Here is an 18,804-nt window from a genome sequence, read left to right as displayed (position 1 = left end):
AGCTGCCGCGCCAGGTCAGCTCCCGGATCAGCCGAAGCGGCCGGTGATATAGTCCCGGGTCCGCCTGTCGCGCGGATTGGTGAAAATCTGGTCGGTCGCGCCTTCCTCGACGAGAACCCCCAGGTGGAAAAAGGCGGTCCGCTCGGAGACGCGCGCGGCCTGCTGCATCGAGTGCGTGACGATGACGATGGTGAAGTTCTGCTTCAGCTCGTCGATCAGCTCTTCGATCCGGGCGGTGGCGATCGGATCCAGCGCCGAGCACGGCTCGTCCATCAGGATCACCTCGGGACTGACGGCGATCGCACGGGCAATGCACAGGCGCTGCTGCTGGCCGCCCGACAGGCCGGTGCCGGAATCCCCGAGCCGGTCCTTCACCTCGTTCCACAGGCCGGCTTTCTTCAGCGCCGTCTCCACCACCTGATCGAGGGCCGAACGGGTCCTGACCAGGCCATGGATGCGCGGCCCATAGGCGACATTCTCGTAGATCGACTTGGGAAACGGGTTCGGCTTCTGGAACACCATGCCGACGCGCGCGCGCAACTGCACGACGTCCAGTGACTTGTCGTTGATATCGCGGTCGTCGATACGGATGTCGCCGCTGACCCGGCAGATCGGGATCGTGTCGTTCATTCGGTTCAGGCAGCGCAGGAAGGTCGACTTGCCGCAGCCCGACGGACCGATGAAGGCCATGACCGAGCGCTCGGGAATATCGACATTGATGTCCTTGATGGCATGTTTGTCGCCATAGAAGACATTGACGTTCCGGCCGGTGATCTTCGGCCGGGCCGCCGGCGCAACGCCGGCAGCCGTGGCCGCGATCTCGAATTTGGCAACCGACCCCATCGACTTCACCCTCAGGAAGGCTTCGCGCTGATCACCAGCGACGCTCGAACGACTTGCGCAGGAACACGGCGAGCGCGTTCATCGCGATGAGAAACACCAGCAGCACCAGGATCGCCGCGGCGGTCTTGTGCCGGAAGGCCTGCTCCGGGAAATCGGCCCACATGAAGATCTGTACCGGCAGCAGCGTTGTCGCGTCGAAAATGCCGCCGGGCAGGTCGACCACGAAGGCGACCATGCCGATCATCAGCAGCGGCGCGGTCTCGCCCAGCGCATGCGCCATGCCGAGAATGGTTCCGGTCAGGATGCCCGGCATGGCCAGCGGCAGGACATGGTGGAACACCGCCTGCTGGTGCGAGGCGCCGACGCCGAGAGCCGCTTCCTTGACCGAAGGCGGCACCGCCCGAATGGCGGCGCGCGCGGCGATAATGATGATCGGCAGCGTCATCAGGGCCAGCACCAGGCCGCCGACAACCGGCGCCGAGCGCGGCATTCCGAAAATGTTGAGAAAGACCGCGAGGCCGAGCAGGCCGTAGATGATCGACGGCACGGCGGCCAGGTTGTTGATATTGACCTCGATGATCTCGGTGAGCCGGTTCCGCGGCGCGAACTCCTCGAGATAGACGGCCGCCGCGACGCCAATGGGGAAACACAGCGCCAGGGTGATGGCGAGAGTGAGGAACGAGCCGATGATCGCGACCCCGACCCCGGCCAGTTCCGGCTCACGCGATGCGCCACCGGTGAAGAACTCCCAGGCGATCCGCCGTTCGACCAGGCCGGCCTGCCGCAACGCCTCCAGATAGGCGATCTCCCGGTCGCCGATGCGCCGGCTCGCTTCCGGCACGACCACCCGGACGATCTCCCACTGGCCGCCCGGGGCCGGTTCGAGCGAGCGTGGCGGCAGGATGATCTGGCCCGCGGCGCCTGTGGCCTCGACCTCGTCGAGCTTCACCAGGCCGCCATTGGCGCGGACGAGAAAGCTCGAAACCCCGCTGTCCAGCATCTCGCGCGTCGCCGCATGGGCGATGCGGACTTCGCTTTCCGCCAGGCGCTGGCGCAAGCCGGCGATCGCATCCCGGGTCGCGGCAAGCTGCCGGCGTTCTTCGGCGATGCGTCCCTGAATCCGGGCCTGGGCGGTCGCCGCAGCACCGGCGAGACGCGCATCGAGGCCGGCGAGGTCCTGTTCGAGCCCGGCGGCCACGCGTTCCTGGCCGGCGAGTTCACGCTTCAGGTCGTCGGCCGCCGCGACGCGCTGCGCCTTGGCGGCGGCGAGCGCCGCCCCGAAATTCGCCGCCGTCGTGGTCAGCCGGACACTGCCGCGATCGCCGGAAAGCCTGAGCTCGCCTTCCCCCTTGATCACCTCGAGCGCCGTGATCCGTCCCTTCAGGTAGAGGTCCGCCATATCGTCGAGTGGCAGGACGATCTCCTGCCGCGCGCCGATCATGGCGGGATCCGCCAGCACCTGCCGGCGCAGGATCGAGGCCGCGCCCGACGACACGATATTGGCCAGCGCACGGCGCTCGGCCCGCTCGGCTACGTGAGGAAAATGGGCCCGCAAGGCGCCATTGACCACCGCGTCGAAATTGCCGGCATTGATCGCGCGCGTCAGCGCCTCCCCGGTGAGGCTCTGCGGATTGAACTCGTCCTGCCTCAGCACGACATCGAGTTTCACATAGGACTGGCTGAAGGCCGGAATCGCCTGGACGACGATGGTGGCCAGGAACAGGACCAGGAAGCCGCCGGCAAGCAGCAGCGCGCCGACACCCATCGCCTGAAACACGAACTCGCGACGATAGCGCGCCTTCAGGCGCCTGAGCGCCGCGGCATCGGTATGCAGTTCGGTGACGATCCGGGACGACGCGATGTCAGTCATACTGCTCACGGTATTTCCTGACGACCCGGAGCGCGACGAGATTGAGCGCCAGGGTGATCGCGAACAGCGCCAGGCCAAGCGCGAAGGCGGCCAGCGTCTTGGGACTGTCGAACTCCTGGTCGCCGGTCAGAAGCGCGCCGATCTGCACGGTAACGGTGGTGACCGCCTCCAGCGGATTGAGCGTCAGCCTGGCCGCCATGCCGGCCGCCATGACCACGATCATGGTTTCGCCGATGGCGCGCGAGATCGCCAGCACCAGGGCCGAGACGATGCCCGGCAGGGCTGCCGGCAGCACCACCTTGCGGATCGTTTCCGATTTTGTCGCGCCGAGCCCCATCGAGCCGTCGCGCAGCGATTGCGGCACGGCGTTGAGAACATCGTCCGACAGCGAAGACACGAAGGGCACGATCATGATCCCCATGACCAGGCCGGCGGCCAGCGCGCTTTCCGAGGCGACGTCGAGGCCGAGGCTCTGGCCGCTGTCGCGAATGAACGGCGCCACCGTCAGGGCGGCGAAGAAGCCGTAGACCACGGTCGGAATGCCGGCGAGGATCTCCAGCATCGGCTTGCCGACCGCGCGCACCGGCGCCGAGGCATAGTCCGAGAGATAGATCGCGGCGAAGATGCCGATCGGAGCGGCCACTGCAATGGCGATCAGCGTGATCAGCAGCGTGCCGGCGATGAGCGGAACCAGACCGAATGCCGCGGTGCCGCCGACCTGATCGGCGCGGAAGGCCATTTGCTGCGGCGTCCAGGTCAGCCCGAACAGGAAATCGATCGGGTTGACCATGGCGAAGAAGCGCAGGGATTCGACCACCAGCGACAGCACGATGCCGATGCTGGTCAGGATGGCGAGCGCCGCCGAGGCCAGGAGAAACAGCCTGACCGCTGCTTCGACCCGGTGGCGTGCGCGGAATGTCGGGGCGATCGCCCGCCAGGCGATCATGAAGCCGATGGCCCCCGCCACCAGCATCACGACGATCATCGCCGTGACCGAGATCTGATCCAGCGTCCCGAAGACCACCGCCGCCTGTTCGCGCAAGCCGTCGCGCAGGACCGCCGTGCCGTCATGGGCGATGGCCTGGACATCGCGCCAGAAGCCGTCGCGCTGGGCACGGCTGAACGCCGCGGTCTCCGTGGCGAATTCGGTGAACAGCAAGGCCCGCACCACCCGGGGACCGATGAGCGACCAGAACATCAGGACCGCGAAGGGCGGGCCGGCGGTCATCAGGGCGAGCCACCAGCCGTGATAGCCGGGGCGCGAATGCATCGCGGCATAGTCGGCGCCGGCGAGCGCCGCCGACCGCCTGCGCCCGAGCGGCAGGCAAATGATGCCGATCGCCAGGAGCAAGCCGAACAGGGTTGGAAACATCGCCGCCGCCCGCCTGCCGTCTAGAGGCCGGCCATGCCGGCAGCGCCCCGGGCGCCGCGGGCAACCGCCTCGCGATCGACGCGCTGCAGGGGCACGAGGCCCTTGCGCTCGAGATAGCCGTCCTCGCCCATGGCGGCGTCCGAAACATATTCGTCGACGAAATCCTGCAGGCCCGGGATCACGCCGATATGGTCGCGCTTGACATAGATGAACAGCGACCGGGCGAGCGGATAGCGGCCGGCCGCGATGGCCTCGACCCCCGCCGCGACCCCGTCGACGCGGGCGGCCTGGATCCTGTCCTGGTTCTCCTCGAGAAAGGAAAAGCCGAAAATACCGAACGAGCCGGGATTGGCCCTGAGCCTCTGGACGATGATGTTGTCGTTCTCGCCGGCTTCGACATAGGCCCCGTCGGCACGCACCTGCTGGCAGGCGTGCGGGTCGATCGCCACATTCAGGCGACGTTGCGTCTGCCGGCAGCCTTCGAGCAGGCCGAGCTCGTTCAAGGCATCGCGGGTGCCGGAGGTCGGCGGCGGACCGAGCACCTCGATCTTGCGGGCCGGCAGGCTCGGCGAGATGTCCGACCAAAGGCGGTACGGATTGGCGCCGAGTTGCCCCTGGCCATCCGGCACCTCGGCGGCCAGCGCCAGGTAGAGCTGCTCAAGCGTCACCTGCAGGGCCGGCACCGCCCTGGAATTGGCGATGACGATGCCGTCGAAGCCGACCTTTATCTCGACCGGCGTCACGCCGTTGCGCCGGCAGGCGGCGAATTCCGACGGCGTGATGCGGCGCGAGGCGTTCGCGATGTCGGGCGTATGGGTGCCGACCCCGCCGCAGAACAGCCGCATGCCGCCGCCCGTGCCGGTCGCTTCGACGATCGGCGCCCTGCCGCCCTTCTGGCCGAAGCGTTCGGCGACCGCCGCGGTGAACGGGAACACCGTCGACGAGCCGGTGATCTGGATACGATCGCGGCCCTGGGCCCCGGCCGGGCCGGACGCGGCGACCATGCCGCCGATCACCAGGGCCGTCGCGGAGATCACAGCGGCGAATTTCACGTGATGCTCCTGGCTTGCGGGGCTTTCCGGACTTTGTCCTGGCGGCTTCCGCCCCGGCCGCGCGGGGCAAGCCGCGGGGCGCCCCTTCTATGACCAGGAAATGACAGAACGATGAACGATCTTATCCATATTTTCCAATGGATTACGATGCAAGCCCGGACATCGTCGCACGGCTGGCCCGATGCGCGTGACGGGACCGGGAGCCGCGCATCGCTCGAATGCATCCGCCGTGCCTGACAGGCCTCCCCTCGGCCGTCTATAGTCTGCACGCACCGCGGGAATCCGGCAGCGCATGCGCCTCTCCAACAATCCCTATCTCATTCTCGCCGCCACCACCCTGATCTGGGGCGGCAATGCGGTGGCGAGCCGCATGGCGGTGGGGCACGTCTCGCCGATGATGCTGACGGCCTTGCGCTGGATCTTCACGCTCTTGATCATGACCGCCCTCGCCGGCCGCGCCTTCCGGCAGGAATGGCCTGAAATCAAGGCCAATGCCGGCTGGCTGATCCTGATGGGGATCATCGGCTTTACCGGCTTCAATGCCCTGTTCTATCTCTCCGGCCAATACACCACCGCGGTGAATATCGGCATCATCCAGGGTTCGATTCCGGTCATGGTGCTGATCGGCACCTTGCTTGCCTACCGCACCCGGATCACCGGCCTGCAGCTGATCGGCATTGCCGTCACGCTGCTCGGCATCCTGCTGCTGGCGACCCGTGGCCACCCGGAACATCTGCTCAGCCTGGCGTTCAATTTCGGCGACCTGCTGATGCTGATCGCCTGCCTCGGCTACGCCGTTTATGCGGTGGCCTTGCAGGAGCGGCCGAGGATCTCCCCGCAGCCGTTCTTTCTCAGCCTGTCGGCCGTCGCCCTGGTCTCGTCGCTGCCGCTGTTGGCCGCCGAGATCGCCAGCGGCGCGGCGCTTTGGCCCGACGCCAAGGCGCTCGCGATCATCGCCTATGTGGCGATCCTGCCCGGCTTCGTCGCCCAGCTCCTGTTCATGCGCGCGGTCGAGATGATCGGCCCGGGCCGGGCCGGTCTATGGGTCAACCTGGTGCCGGTCTGGTCGGCGATCCTCGGGCCCTTGATCCTCGGCGAGATCTTCGCCTGGTACCACGCCGCGGCGCTGGCGCTGGTGCTCAGCGGCATCGCGGTCGCCGAAAGCAGGAGGCGTTGACGGCAGCGCTCAATTCCGGCCGCCCCCGGCGAAACGCGCAAGCAGTGCCAGCAGCACCGCCATGCCCATGCCGAACATGGCCGCGATGATCGCCGTGACCGCGATCCGGCCGCCGAACAGCGCCTGGCTGCGGATGACCGGCAAAACCACCCAATTGACCATGGCAGGCCCGGTCACGCCGAATATGAGGCCGAACAGCACGCCCGCCCCGAACAGGACAATCAACCCGGCGACGAGCGCGCCCGACAGCACGCCAATGGCAATGGCCCGGAAATCGCCGAAGACGAGCGAGGTGGCCCCCCACACCAGGGCGCCGATAAAAATGCCGAAGACGACCGCCACCAGATGGCCGCGCGACTGAAAGCCGGTGCGATCCCACAGGATCACGAAGAGAATGCCCCAGAGCCCGCCCCAGAAACATTGATTGACGATCTGCGGCAGGCCGAGCGGCGCCACGGCGCGCAGCGAATAGACCGGCAGCTGCGTCAGCCCCAATTGGTTCAATGCGAAGCTGGTCGGCTGATCGAAGACAAGAACCGACAAGGCGCCGACGACGAAGCCGAGCGCGAGACGCGGAAGCGCGGACATGGACCACCCCAGGAAAACGAGTCGGCAGTCTAGAGCCTTCGCAGGCGCCGGGAAATCGGGCGGGGATGCCGCCACACAGTATCGTCACGGCCGGTCCGCCTGAGCGGGCCGGCCGTGATCGGCTCGATGGTGGCCGCCGGCCGGAGCCGGCTCAGAACACCAGGCGGCGCGCCCGCTTCACATGGGGGATCTCATGGATCTTGGCGAGCAGGTCGTCGGACACCTTCTCGTCCACCGCGACGAAGCAGATGGCGTCGCCGCCGGGCTTGTCGCGGCCGAGATTAAAGGTCGCGATATTGACCCCGGCATTGCCGAGCAGCATGCCGAACTGGCCGATGAAGCCCGGCTTGTCGTCGTTGCGGACATAAAGCATGTGCGGGGCGAATTCCGCGTCCATGGCGATATGGCGGATCTCGACGATGCGCGGCTTGCCGTCGGCGAGCACCGTGCCGGCGGCGTGGCGCGGCATGTCCTCCGCCTCCACCGTGATCATGATGCGGCTCTCCAGGTTGCCGGGCGCCTCGCGTTTCACCTCGTCGACGGTGATGCCCTTGTCGGTGGCGATGCCGACCGCATTGACCATGTTGATGTCGGAGAGGAACGGCCGGAGCACGCCGGTCACTGCGGCGGCCGTCAGCGGCCGGACGTTCAGGTCGGCAACCGCCCCTTCGAATTCGATCCGGATGCCCTTGATCGGCGCTTCGGTGAGCTGGCCGAGGAAGGAACCGAGCTTTTCCGCGAGCGCCACGAAGGGCCTGAGTTTCGGCGCCTCTTCCGCCGAGATCGACGGGAAGTTCACCGCATTGGTGATGGCGCCCGACAGGAGATAGTCGGACATCTGCTCGGCCACCTGCAGGGCGACATTCTCCTGCGCTTCATTGGTGGCGGCGCCCAGATGCGGCGTGCAGATCACGTTGGGATGGCCGAACAGCGGATTGGTGGTCGCCGGCTCCTCGGAGAACACGTCGAAGGCGGCGCCCGCGACATGGCCGGATTCGAGCGCCTCGCGCAGCGCCACCTCGTCGACCAGCCCGCCGCGCGCGCAATTGATGATGCGCACGCCCTTCTTGGTCTTGGCGATCGCCTCGCGCGACAGCACGTTGCGGGTCTGCGCGGTCATCGGCACATGCAGCGTGATGAAATCGGCGCGCCGCAGCAGGTCTTCGAGGTCGACCTTCTCGACGCCGATCGAGACGGCGCGTTCCGGCGACAGATAGGGATCGAAGGCGATCACCTTCATCTTCAGGCCGAGCGCCCGGTCGGCGACGATCGAGCCGATATTGCCGCAGCCGATGATGCCGAGCGTCTTCGAGGTCAGCTCGACGCCCATATATTTGTTCTTTTCCCACTTGCCGGCCTGGGTGGTCCGGTCGGCGTCGGGGATCTGGCGGGCGATGGCGAACATCATGGCGACGGCATGTTCGGCGGTCGTGATCGAATTGCCGAAGGGCGTGTTCATCACGATGATGCCCTTGGCGGTCGCCGCCGGGATATCGACATTGTCGACACCGATGCCGGCGCGGCCGATCACCTTGAGCCTGGCCCCGTTGGCGAGGATCGCCGGGGTCACCTTGGAGGCCGAGCGGATCGCCAGGCCGTCATAGTCGCCGATGATGGCGGCGAGCTTGTCCTTGTCCTTGCCGAGCGCCGGCTGGAAGTCGACCTCGATGCCGCGATCCCTGAAGATCTGGACGGCGGCCGGTGAAAGGGCATCGGAAATGAGTACGCGAGGGGCCATGCTGGTGGGCTCCGGTCAGCGGTTGAAAAGGAAATGAAGCCCTCTCGCGCGAGACGCGAGAGGGCTGAAGAAAGACCGGCCTCAGGCCGCCTTCTTGAGCTTGGCCTTCTCGGCCTCGAAAGCCCATTCGATCCAGGGCATCAGCGCCTTCAGATCGCGCGACTGGACGGTGGCGCCGCACCAGATGCGCAGGCCGGGAGGCGCGTCGCGATAATGGCCGAGATCGAGGCCGACGCCTTCCTTCTCCAGCGTCGCGACGACGCCCTTGGCGAAGGCCGCCTGGGCCTCTGCCGGCAGCGCCGTCACCGCCGGGTCGGTGAACTTCAGGCAGACCGACGTATTGGAGCGGGTCTTCGGCTTGACCGCCAGGAAATCGATCCAGTCGTTTTCCTTGACGAATTTGGCGATGACCCGGGCATTGGCATCGGCGCGCTTCACCAGCCCGTCGAGACCGCCGACCTTCTGGCCCCATTTCAGCGCGTCGATATAGTCCTCGACGCAGAGCATGGACGGCGTGTTGATCGTCTCGCCCTCGAAAATGCCCTCGATCAGCTTGCCGCCCTTGGTCATGCGGAAGATCTTCGGCAGCGGCCAGGACGGCTTGTAGGTTTCCAGGCGCTCGACCGCGCGCGGGCTGAGGATCAGCATGCCGTGGGCGGCTTCGCCACCCAGCACCTTCTGCCAGGAGAAGGTGACGACATCGAGCTTCGGCCAGTCGAGACGCTGGGCGAAGGCCGCCGAGGTGGCGTCGCAAATGGTCAGGCCTTCGCGGTCGCCGGCGATCCAGTCGCCGTTCGGCACGCGCACGCCCGAGGTCGTGCCGTTCCAGGTGAACACCACGTCGCGGGTCTTGGTGTCGATCTTGTTGAGGTTCGGCAATTCGCCGTAGCCGGCGGTGATGGTGCGGACATCGGCAAGCTTCAGCTGCTTGACCACATCGGTGACCCAACCGTCACCGAAGCTTTCCCACGACACCATGTCGACGCCGCGGGCGCCGAGCATCGACCAGAGCACCATCTCGACGGCGCCGGTATCGGAGGCCGGCACGATGCCGATGCGGTAATCCGCCGGCACCTGCAGCACCTCGCGGGTGAGGTCGATGGCAAGCTTCAGCTTGGCCTTGCCGACCTTGGCGCGGTGCGAGCGACCGAGCGATGCATCGCCGAGAGCTTTGAGGGACCAGCCGGGGCGCTTGGCGCAGGGGCCGGACGAAAAGTTAGGCACGCGCGGGCGCGCGGTCGGGGCGGTCTTCGCCATTCTGGATCTCCATCCTCACAGATGGACGTCCCTCGTTGGGGAGGGATGTCCCACCTGTGGCAATAGGACCGGCGATCAGTCAGGTCAAGCCGCGAAGGGCTAATGCTTAGGCCACAAGACCGTGACGGCCGGCCTGACGGTCGCGCACATCGTGACAATTCCTGGCTTTCGGCGCTGCGAAACCAATTTTCCCGCCTTCGAGATCGCGCACGGGAACCACCATCCTCACCTCTCCCCAGCGGGGAGAGGTCGGCCGAAGGCCGGGAGAGGGGGCGGGGCGCTCGACGAGAAGTCACCATGCGAAGCGCGTCAGAGGCTATATTCTGAAAGCTCGCTTCCCCCTCTCCCGGCGCTGACGCGCCGACCTCTCCCCGCCGGGGAGAAATGGAGGTGGTGGTTCCGGTGCGAGGTCTTGCAGGGCAGCGAATTCGGCCCCTTTGAGAGACGCTTGTGAACGCCCCCGCTCCACCCATCACCGGCACCCGATTTCGACAGCCCCTGTCACGCCCGCCTCGCCGCCACCGAGGCGAAGAAGTCGTCGGGGCCCTCGAGTTCGACCATGCGCCGGTTCTCGATCAGCCAGAACCGGTTGCCGGCGGCCCGAACGAAGCTCCGGTCATGCGACACCAGCAGGCAGCTCGCCTGATTCGCCGAGAGCTCTTGTTCCAGCGCCTCCTGGCCCTCGATATCGAGATGATTGGTCGGCTCGTCGAGCAGGTAGAAATTGGGATTGGTCAGCCGCAGCACCAGCATGGCCAGCCGCGCCTTCTGTCCGCCCGAAAGCTTGCCGATCGGCCGGCTTTGCAGGTCGATGCCGAGGCCCGCGCCGGCCAGAACGGCACGCGCCCGCTGGTCGCCGACCTCGAACCTCCGGCTGATCACGCCGGCCGGCGTATCGGCATCGGCGAGTTCGCTGAGGCCCTGATCGCTATATCCCAGCACCAGCGAAGGCGTCGCCTTGACCTCCTGGGTCGAGACGTCGGGCGCGCGGATCGCCGTTCTGAGCAGATGGACGAAGCGCGACTTGCCGACCCCGTTGCGGCCCAGCAGGACGATACGGTCGCCCTGACAGATCCACTGCTTGCCGGTCCTGAACAGCAGCTTGCCGTCAGGCGTTTCGATGCGCGCATCGTCGAGCGTGACCAGGACCTTGGCATGGGTGCCGCGATTGGCCAGCCGGATGGTCCCGGCCGATCGCTCCTGATGGCCGGGCCGCGCGACATCTTCGAGACGCGCGGCCTTCTGCTTGAGTTGCTTGGTCTTCACCGTCAGCAGGTCGCTGCCCGAATTGATGGCGATATTGTTCAGCTTGGCCGCCTGGCGGCGCAGTTGCTGAGCCACCTTCATGTCGCGCTGATAGCGATTTTCCTGCGCGGCATCGATCTCGTCGACCGCCGCGCGCGCCCGCGAATAGGGCAACGAGAACACCTGCGAGGCCTCGGGCCGCAGGAACAGCGTCCGGTTGGTGGTCGCATCCAGGAAAGCCCGATCATGACTGGCCATGACCACGGGCACGTCGCGCGGCAGTCCGTTCAGCCAATCTTCCAGCTGGCCGATCCTGGCGAGATCGAGATGGTTGGTCGGCTCGTCCAGCAGCAGGACATCCGGGTCGGTGACCCAGGCACGGGCGAGCATGACGAGCCTTTGCCAGCCACCGCTCAGGCGGTGCAGCGGCAATATGCGCAGCGGCTCCGGAACATCAAGGGAATCCAGCACGACATCGGCACGCCAGGCCCCGGCCTCGGCTTCGGCTTCGGAAGCCGGTAGGGCCTGGCGCACGGCCTCATGGAATGGCGTCTCCAGCAGGCCGGCCGGGATATCTTGCGCGACATAGCCGACGCGCAAGCCCCGTGCCCGGGTGATGTCCCCCGCCGTCGGCTCGAGCTCACCGGCAATGGCGCGCAGGAGCGTGGACTTGCCCCGGCCGTTGGCGGCGACCACACCGATGCGGTCGCCCGTCGCGACGGTCAGATTGAGATTGGAAAAGAGCGGCACGCCCAAGGTGGCGCCGAGATTGCGCAGATTGATCAGTGTCATCGTCTTTGGCTCTGGTCCGTCCGAGCCACCACCCGCATCGCTCCCGGGCCCCATGGGCCTTTCGGAAGGAGATGCGGTCCGGGCTGGCGCGGGACGCGCCGCCAGGACGGTTCGGCTCGGAGAAGGGAAAAAAGCAGACGCCTCGAGCCTTCAGGCTCGGCGCTGCGTGACCCCCGCGGGCAGACCAGGAAGAGATGGGATCAGGGACCGTCTCTGGTCAGCCCTGCAGGAAAACCCGCAGGGCCTGGACGGGGCCGCGCTGACGATGGTGACGAAAGAACGTGATCACGCAGCCCCCCCTTTCTCGACGACCTGAACTTTGATGATACCGTTACGCGCCGCCGCAGGCAATCACGCCTGCACAGCCCTGCCGGTCACGGCCCGGTCGGCCCGAGCCCGTCGCCGAACATGTAGCGCAGCCCGATGCGGATTTCATGGGCGGCGACCGGACCGGCGCGATAGCTGCCGCCGGCGCTGTCGGCGAAGCGCAACGAGCCCATATGCAGGTAGCGATAGCCGATATCGAGCTTGGTCTGCGGGGTGATGTCGAAGCTCACGCCGGCCATGGCGGCAACCGCCAGGTTCCACTTGGTCGCGCTGGTCAAGGCCGGTGTCACCGCCAGTTCGCCGAGCGCCGCCGCGGCGGGCACCGGCGTCGAACTGTAGCTCGCGGCGCTGAGCCGGGCCACACCGAGGCCCAGGCCGACATAGGGCGTGATACCGCTCCAGCTGCCGATATCGGCATAGGCATTGATCAGCGCGGTCTGGCTGGTGACGGCGAAACGTTCGGTGCGCGCCGGCACCGGCAGCGGTCCGGGATCATTCCAGTCGCCGTTCGGCGGCGCCATGCCCGAGAGCCGGGCCGCCGAGCGAATGTCGAGCGTCGTGTCCAGCCGGAACCACTTGTATTTGAAGCCGACGCCGAGGCCGCCGCCAAAGGCCGCCCCGGCGCGCGTGCCGTTGAGATCGACCCACTGGCCGGGTGCGAAATAGCTGGTATTGGCGGCGCCGAGCGCCGGCCGCCGGAACAGGCTCGCCGAAAAATCGCCGCGAATATACCAGCCGGAGGAGAAATCCTCGGCGAGCATGGGCGGCGCGAGCGGCGCGCGGCCGGCGAGATCCGCCGCGTCTGCGCTTCCGCCTGCCGTGGCGACGTAGCTCACAGCGATCAGGGCCAAGGCCAGGCGTTTCATGTCGGACAACCCTTGAACGCGATGCGACCAGATGCGGCCCCTTCGCTGCGGGCCGACGCGATATCGCCGACAAGCTTGGCAAAGCCGAGTTAAGGAGCCTTTAAGGTTAAAAATTAACCAGCGCGGATCGCCCGGTGCTCGCCCGGCGCTCCGGGACCGGCGCACAAAAAAAACGGCGCGGGCCGAGGCCCGCGCCGTTCGCATCGCAAAGGACGATCGGTTCAGTAGCGCGCGACGATCGGCGCAGCGGCGACCGGCGGCGCGCCGAAGGCATAACGCAGGCCGAGCCGGATATCGTGCGAGGTGACCTGGCGGATCTCGTAATTGCGGATCGCCGTGCCGCAGGTGGTCGGGCACGGCGCGCCGGACTGGAACGAGCCGAGATTCATGTAGCGATAGCCGAGTTCGACTTTCATCTGGGCCGACAGGTCCCAGGCGACGCCAGCCATCAGCGCCCAGGCGAAATTGGTGCGCGAGGCGCCGGAGATCGTTCCCGCCGTCGCCGAGGGCGCGGCATTGTTGAACAATTGCAGGCCGGTATCCGTCGTCGTGCCGAGCATGTTGTAGGCGACGCCGACACCGGCGCCGATGAAGGGCGTGATGCTCGACCAGGTGCCGAGGTCGATATAGCCGTTCACCATGGTCACGAAGGACGACATGTTGGCGCGCAAATTGTTCTGGTAGCCCGTCACATTGGGCGGGTTCGGCGGCCCGGCGATCAGCTCGTCGCGGCCGCGGAAGCGCGCGCCCACCCGGTATTCCGCGGTGATGTCGGCGCGCAACCATGAGTTGAAGGCATAACCAATGCCGGCGCCGAAGAAGAAGGCCGACGAGGTCGAATGCTCGTAGGTACCGCCGGTGATGCCCCAGAACGGATTGGGATTATAGGCCCAGCGGCGCGCCGAAGTGGCGCCGACGCCGATATCGCCGCGCAGGTACCAGCCGCCATTGTCGGGCATCGCGACGCCGACCGGCGGCGCGACCAGGACCGGCGAATAATCCGCGGCCCGGGCGCCCGTGACCAACGTCATCAGGGCGACGCCGGCGAGCGCTGGACGGAGAAGGCGACGCATGAGGGGGATCCTTCGCGATAGCCCGCCCATGCAACAAAGGCGCGGGCCAAATGACCAACGCTCGGGAAGATCGCAGGAAAGATTTAAACGAGACTTAACCCTAAGGCTTAAGGTTACCGAACGGCAAGTCGATGCGGCGACGGCAAGGCCGCGGCCCGGCGATCGGGCGGAGACCGAAGCCCCCTGCCCCGGCTGGACCGCCTCAGGCGGCCGCCTTGGTCACCGCGTCGACGATCTGGTCGACCACGGTCTCGACCAGGTCGCGATCGTCGCCCTCGGCCATGACGCGGATCACCGGCTCGGTGCCGGACGGGCGGATCACCAGCCGGCCGTTATTGCCGAGCCGCGCCTTGGCATCGTCGATCGCCGTGGTGACGGCCGAGTTCTCCAGCGGCTTGCCGCCCTTGAACCGGACATTCTTCAGGATCTGCGGCAACGGCTCGAACAGGTGGCAGACCTCGGAGACCGAGCGGCCCATCTTCTTGACCACGGCCAGCACCTGCAGCGCCGCCACCAGGCCGTCGCCCGTGGTCGAATAATCCGACAGGATGATGTGGCCGGACTGCTCGCCACCGACGTTGAAGCCGTGCTCGCGCATATGTTCCAGCACGTAGCGGTCGCCGACCGGGGTGCGGGCGAGATTGAGACCAAGCCCGGCCAGGAAGCGCTCCAGGCCGAGATTGGACATGACGGTGGCGACGATGCCCGGCGCCGACAGCCGTCCGTCCTCCAGCCAGGACTGGGCGACGACCGCCATCAACTGGTCGCCGTCGACGATCTGGCCCTTTTCGTCGACGATCATGACGCGGTCGGCGTCGCCGTCGAGCGCGATGCCGATATCGGCGCGCACTTCCTTGACCTTGGCCACCAGCGCCTCGGGATGGGTCGAGCCGCATTCGTCATTGATGTTGAAGCCGTCGGGATCGTTGCCGATGGTCACGACGTCGGCGCCGAGTTCCCAGAGCGCCGCCGGCGCCACCTTGTATCCGGCGCCATTGGCGCAATCGATCACGATGCGCAGGCCGTCGAGCGAGAGGTTGCGCGGCAGCGTCCGCTTGGCGAATTCGATATAGCGGGCCTGGGCGTCGTCGATGCGCTTGGCGCGGCCGAGCAGGCGCGAGCCGGCGAGCCGGCGCGTCAGATCCTGGTCGAGCAGGTCCTCGATCGTATGCTCGACCTCGTCGGACAGCTTGTAGCCATCGGGCGCGAACAGCTTGATGCCGTTGTCGTCGAACGGATTGTGCGAGGCCGAGATCATCACACCGAGGTCGGCGCGCATCGAACGCGTCAGCATGGCCACCGCCGGCGTCGGCATCGGACCGACCAGCAGCACGTCCATGCCGACCGAGGTAAAGCCCGCAACCAGTGCATATTCGAGCATATAGCCCGACAGGCGCGTATCCTTGCCGATCATCACCCGGTGCCGATGGGCGCCACGCTGGAAGGCGATGCCCGCGGCCTGGCCGATCTTCATGGCGAATTCGGGCGTGACCGGAAAGGCGTTGGCGCGGCCGCGAATGCCGTCGGTACCGAAATATTTGCGGGCCATGGCTTGGAAGATCTCTTGTCGCGAGGTGGTCAAATCATACGCGAGTCGACCGCTTCAGTCGCCTCGAACGCGCATCCTTATAGGCGTCCTGACCGCAGATTGTCGAAACGCCCGGTTCAATCTTGGTAAGTGACTGTGACAGACGGACGCCGGCCGCAAGCCTCAGCCCTGGCCATCGACCCGCGGCTCGAGCCGGCCGCGACGCTGCAGCCACAGCGCCACCATCCAGCACAGCATCGCCCAGGCCGCCCCCAACGACCATCCGGCGAGCACGTCGGTCGGCCAATGGACGCCGATATAGACCCGGCTGATGCCGACCAGGACGGTCAGGATGACAGCGACGACCGGAAAGAAGCTCGCGGCGCGGCGGTCGGCCTCGACGCGTGTCAGCAGCGCGCCGAGCGTGAGATAAGTCACCGCCGACAGCATGGCGTGGCCGCTCGGGAAGCTCGCCGACAATTCGACCGGCGCGTTCGGCACCAGGTCCGGCCGATGCCGGTCGAAGACCAGCTTGAGGACATTGCTGAGCAGCAGGCCGCCGAGCACCGCGACCAGCAGAAACATGGCGGCGGCGCGCTTGCGCACCAGGACGAGATAGCTGAAGGCGAACAGCACGATGAGGCCGAGCACCGCGACCCCGCCGAGCGCGGTGATGTCGCGCATCATGGTCGGCAGCCAGGCCGGCCCGATCCCGACCGAGAGGTCGCCCGGCTGGCGAAAGGCCAGCAGCACGGCGCGGTCGAAGGCGGCCGTCTCGCCTTCGACGACCAGATCGGCGAGGCTCAGAAAGCCGAGCAGCCCGCCGGCGGCAACCGCCAGCGCCAGGACCAGCCCGAGCTCGTCCTTGACCAGTTGCCGGATCGTCGACCAGCGCGGCAACCGAAGGGAAGCCATGTCAGACGCGATGCCGCGCCGGCCGGCCGGGGCCGGCGGACGCATGTCCAGGCGCAGCCGCGACGGCCAAGATCATTCGCTCTTGCGGAAATAGGGCTCGACCGGGCCGGCGAGCTTGATGGTGATCGGATTGCCGCGACGGTCCTTGGCGGCACCGGCGGTCACCCGCACCCAGCCTTCGCTGACGCAATATTCCTCGACATTGGTTTTCTCGACGCCCTTGAAGCGGATGCCGACATCGCGCTCCAGCACGGCCTCGTCGTAATAGGGGCTGTCCGGATTGGTCGACAGGCGGTCGGGAGGGGTATCGGTCATCGGATCGGTCTCGGCCGGAACAAAGGAGTGATGCGCGGACAGATAGCCCCTGACGGCGCCCATGCCAATGATGTTCGCCGTCCCGCTGCGCCATCCCGCGCCGCCCTGGCGGCACGGGACCGTGCTGCCCCTGGGGAACCGTGCTATGATCTCGACGTTACCGTATCGGGGGATGACCGACAGAACGAGGAGACGCGACCATGCATCGCAGAACGTTCCTGATAGCGCTGGCCGGTGGGCTAACGGCCCTATCCCCCCTGGGCATTTCGGCAGCGGAGGCTGCACCTGACCTCCCCCGCACGGCTGGCCTCGACGCGGTGCGCGCCGCCTTGGCGCCGACCGGTGAGCCGCTGGAGATGCAGCGCCACGGCCACGGCGGTGGACGCGGCGGCGGCGGCGGTCGTGGACATGGCGGCGGCCGCGGACGCGGCGGCGGCTGGCATGGCGGCGGCGGCGGTTGGCGCCGCGGTGGTGGCTGGCGTGGGCCGGGCTGGCGCGGGCCTGGCTGGGGCGGCGGCTGGGGTGGCGGCTATCGCCGTTGCTGGATCAACCGCTGGGGCGAGCGCGTTTGCCGCTGGGTCTGATGACCGAAACCGGCCGTCACCGAGGGCCCGCGGCCCGGCTTTCCATGCCGGGCCGCCATTTCCATGTGCCGATCGACCGGCTGGCGGCGCGGCCGGTCGCACTGGCCTGACGCCGGCGCGGACCTTTGCGGACCGGTTTGTCCTCGGACGCGGGGCGGTCGATCTCAACCGGATCTGGGCACCCGTCCCTCCAGCGGATAGGCTGGGTCGGTATAGCCGGGGGTGGAGGGGTGGCCGGCCGGCACCAGCCGGTTGACCAGGTCCTCGTCGGCCTTGGTGAAGCCATAGCCCGGCGCCCCGAGATAATCGTCGAACTGAGCAAGTGTGCGCGGCCCGGCAATGGCGGCGGTAACGAAGCGGTTGTTCAGCACCCAGGCGGTGGCGAACTGGCCGGGCGTGATGCCGCGCTTCTCGGCATGGGTCTTCAGCTTCTGGGCGATGACCAGCGATTCCTTGCGCCACTCGGTCTGCAGCATGCGGGCGTCCGAACGGCCGGCCCGCGAGCCTTCCGGCGGTGGCGCCTTGGGGTCGTATTTGCCGCTCAGGATGCCGCGCGCCAGCGGCGAATAGGGCACCACGCCGAGGCCGTAGAAGCCGCAGGCCGGCAGATGCTCGACCTCGGGCATGCGGTTCATGGCATTGTAATAGGGCTGGCTGACCACCGGGCGGTCGATGCCCAGCCGGTCGGCGAGGTTGCAGATCTCGGCGATCCGCCAGGAGCGGTGATTGGACACGCCGTAGTGGCGGATCTTGCCCTGCCGGACCAGGTCGCCGAGCGCCCTTACCGTCTCGTCGAGCGGCGTCGTGTGGTCTTCCTTGTGGATGTAATAGATGTCGATGACATCGGTGCCGAGCCGCTTCAGGCTCGCCTCGACCGCCTGGAACATGTGCAGCCGCGACAGGCCGCGATCATTGGCGCCAGGCCCGGTAGGATTGCCGAGCTTGGTCGCCAGCACCCAGCTGTCCCGGTCCTTCTTGATGGCGCGGCCGGTGATCTCCTCCGAACGGCCCTCGGTATAGACATTGGCGGTGTCGATGAAATTGACCCCTGCCTCCTTGGCCCGGCCGATGATCCGGACGGCGTCCTTTTCCTCGGTCGGGCCGCCGAACATCATGGTGCCCAGGCAGATCGACGAAACTTTCAGGCCGGAACGGCCGAGATTGCGGGTGTCCATGCGGAGGTCCTGGCTGGGCTGATAGCTGATGGCGAATGGGGATGCAGCGATACGCACAGTGATCAACCCTCTCCCAGAGGGAGAGGG

General features: G+C 67.0%; 14 protein-coding genes and 2 pseudogenes. 1 reads left to right on the top strand and 15 read right to left on the bottom strand.

Annotated elements, in window-relative coordinates:
- Positions 1-27: 27 nt before the first annotated feature.
- The 5 genes and pseudogenes from pstB to AC07WJ_RS09250 all read right to left on the bottom strand — a co-directional run bounded on the left by pstB (position 28) and on the right by AC07WJ_RS09250 (position 5,137).
- Positions 28-843, bottom strand: coding sequence for a phosphate ABC transporter ATP-binding protein PstB (pstB, locus tag AC07WJ_RS09270; RefSeq protein WP_494934272.1), 816 nt, complete (start codon positions 841-843; stop codon positions 28-30).
- Positions 844-874: 31 nt separating this feature from the next.
- Positions 875-1,585 (bottom strand): annotated as a pseudogene (pstA, locus tag AC07WJ_RS09265) (phosphate ABC transporter permease PstA); the annotation flags it as partial.
- Positions 1,586-2,221: 636 nt separating this feature from the next.
- Positions 2,222-2,713, bottom strand: a pseudogene (locus tag AC07WJ_RS09260) (DUF3333 domain-containing protein); the annotation flags it as partial.
- Positions 2,706-4,085, bottom strand: coding sequence for a phosphate ABC transporter permease subunit PstC (gene pstC, locus AC07WJ_RS09255; protein ID WP_494934271.1), 1,380 nt, complete (start codon positions 4,083-4,085; stop codon positions 2,706-2,708). The pseudogene AC07WJ_RS09260 and the gene pstC, both read right to left, overlap by 8 nt.
- Positions 4,086-4,105: 20 nt before the next feature.
- Positions 4,106-5,137 carry a substrate-binding domain-containing protein gene (locus AC07WJ_RS09250; RefSeq protein ID WP_494934270.1) on the bottom strand — a complete coding sequence of 344 codons (1,032 nt, stop codon included), beginning with the start codon at positions 5,135-5,137 and terminating at the stop codon, positions 4,106-4,108.
- Positions 5,138-5,429: 292 nt separating this feature from the next.
- On the opposite strand from AC07WJ_RS09250, the gene AC07WJ_RS09245 reads away from it, so the two are divergent.
- On the top strand, positions 5,430-6,314 hold the full coding sequence (locus AC07WJ_RS09245; RefSeq protein ID WP_494934269.1) for a DMT family transporter: 885 nt from the start codon (positions 5,430-5,432) through the stop codon (positions 6,312-6,314).
- A gap of 9 nt (positions 6,315-6,323) precedes the next feature.
- Here AC07WJ_RS09245 and AC07WJ_RS09240 read toward each other — a convergent pair whose 3' ends face one another.
- The 10 genes from AC07WJ_RS09240 to AC07WJ_RS09195 all read right to left on the bottom strand — a co-directional run bounded on the left by AC07WJ_RS09240 (position 6,324) and on the right by AC07WJ_RS09195 (position 18,717).
- Positions 6,324-6,902 carry a hypothetical protein gene (locus AC07WJ_RS09240; RefSeq protein WP_494934268.1) on the bottom strand — a complete coding sequence of 193 codons (579 nt, stop codon included), beginning with the start codon at positions 6,900-6,902 and terminating at the stop codon, positions 6,324-6,326.
- A 151-nt stretch (positions 6,903-7,053) separates the two neighbouring features.
- Positions 7,054-8,640: a phosphoglycerate dehydrogenase gene (gene serA / locus AC07WJ_RS09235; RefSeq protein ID WP_494934267.1), complete on the bottom strand. Its 1,587-nt coding sequence runs from the start codon at positions 8,638-8,640 to the stop codon at positions 7,054-7,056.
- Between the two features lie 81 nt (positions 8,641-8,721).
- A complete protein-coding gene (locus tag AC07WJ_RS09230) occupies positions 8,722-9,897 on the bottom strand; it encodes a phosphoserine transaminase (RefSeq protein ID WP_494934266.1) in 1,176 nt (391 codons plus the stop codon).
- A 501-nt stretch (positions 9,898-10,398) separates the two neighbouring features.
- Positions 10,399-11,934 (bottom strand): ABC-F family ATP-binding cassette domain-containing protein, encoded by a 1,536-nt coding sequence (locus AC07WJ_RS09225; protein WP_494934265.1) that lies wholly within the window; start codon positions 11,932-11,934, stop codon positions 10,399-10,401.
- Between the two features lie 374 nt (positions 11,935-12,308).
- The gene (locus AC07WJ_RS09220; protein ID WP_494934264.1) at positions 12,309-13,127 is read right to left on the bottom strand and encodes an outer membrane protein; all 819 of its coding nucleotides are present in this window, start codon (positions 13,125-13,127) and stop codon (positions 12,309-12,311) included.
- A gap of 221 nt (positions 13,128-13,348) precedes the next feature.
- A complete protein-coding gene (locus AC07WJ_RS09215) occupies positions 13,349-14,200 on the bottom strand; it encodes an outer membrane protein (RefSeq protein WP_494934263.1) in 852 nt (283 codons plus the stop codon).
- A 202-nt stretch (positions 14,201-14,402) separates the two neighbouring features.
- Positions 14,403-15,749 (bottom strand): phosphoglucosamine mutase, encoded by a 1,347-nt coding sequence (gene glmM, locus AC07WJ_RS09210; RefSeq protein WP_494934262.1) that lies wholly within the window; start codon positions 15,747-15,749, stop codon positions 14,403-14,405.
- Positions 15,750-15,911: 162 nt separating this feature from the next.
- Entirely contained in the window at positions 15,912-16,643 is a 732-nt protein-coding gene (locus tag AC07WJ_RS09205) for a phosphatase PAP2 family protein (RefSeq protein ID WP_494934261.1), read from the bottom strand.
- A gap of 72 nt (positions 16,644-16,715) precedes the next feature.
- Positions 16,716-16,958, bottom strand: coding sequence for a DUF3297 family protein (locus AC07WJ_RS09200; protein WP_494934260.1), 243 nt, complete (start codon positions 16,956-16,958; stop codon positions 16,716-16,718).
- 748 nt (positions 16,959-17,706) lie between these two features.
- Entirely contained in the window at positions 17,707-18,717 is a 1,011-nt protein-coding gene (locus tag AC07WJ_RS09195) for an aldo/keto reductase (protein WP_494934259.1), read from the bottom strand.
- Between the last annotated feature and the right edge of the window lie 87 nt (positions 18,718-18,804).

This window comes from Phreatobacter sp. GW821-FHT04C01, from assembly GCF_059420385.1.
Note: the sequence above shows the minus strand (reverse complement) of the source record. Positions and strands in the feature narration are given on the sequence as shown.

Coding starts and splice junctions, on each gene's coding strand:
- AC07WJ_RS09230 (WP_494934266.1), bottom strand. CDS start 9,897: ATGGCGAAGACCGCCCCGACCGCGCGCCCGCGCGTGCCTAACTTTTCG.
- glmM (WP_494934262.1), bottom strand. CDS start 15,749: ATGGCCCGCAAATATTTCGGTACCGACGGCATTCGCGGCCGCGCCAAC.
- pstB (WP_494934272.1), bottom strand. CDS start 843: ATGGGGTCGGTTGCCAAATTCGAGATCGCGGCCACGGCTGCCGGCGTT.
- AC07WJ_RS09200 (WP_494934260.1), bottom strand. CDS start 16,958: ATGACCGATACCCCTCCCGACCGCCTGTCGACCAATCCGGACAGCCCC.
- AC07WJ_RS09205 (WP_494934261.1), bottom strand. CDS start 16,643: ATGGCTTCCCTTCGGTTGCCGCGCTGGTCGACGATCCGGCAACTGGTC.
- AC07WJ_RS09220 (WP_494934264.1), bottom strand. CDS start 13,127: ATGAAACGCCTGGCCTTGGCCCTGATCGCTGTGAGCTACGTCGCCACG.
- AC07WJ_RS09225 (WP_494934265.1), bottom strand. CDS start 11,934: ATGACACTGATCAATCTGCGCAATCTCGGCGCCACCTTGGGCGTGCCG.
- AC07WJ_RS09215 (WP_494934263.1), bottom strand. CDS start 14,200: ATGCGTCGCCTTCTCCGTCCAGCGCTCGCCGGCGTCGCCCTGATGACG.
- AC07WJ_RS09240 (WP_494934268.1), bottom strand. CDS start 6,902: ATGTCCGCGCTTCCGCGTCTCGCGCTCGGCTTCGTCGTCGGCGCCTTG.
- AC07WJ_RS09245 (WP_494934269.1), top strand. CDS start 5,430: ATGCGCCTCTCCAACAATCCCTATCTCATTCTCGCCGCCACCACCCTG.
- pstC (WP_494934271.1), bottom strand. CDS start 4,085: ATGTTTCCAACCCTGTTCGGCTTGCTCCTGGCGATCGGCATCATTTGC.
- AC07WJ_RS09195 (WP_494934259.1), bottom strand. CDS start 18,717: ATGGACACCCGCAATCTCGGCCGTTCCGGCCTGAAAGTTTCGTCGATC.
- serA (WP_494934267.1), bottom strand. CDS start 8,640: ATGGCCCCTCGCGTACTCATTTCCGATGCCCTTTCACCGGCCGCCGTC.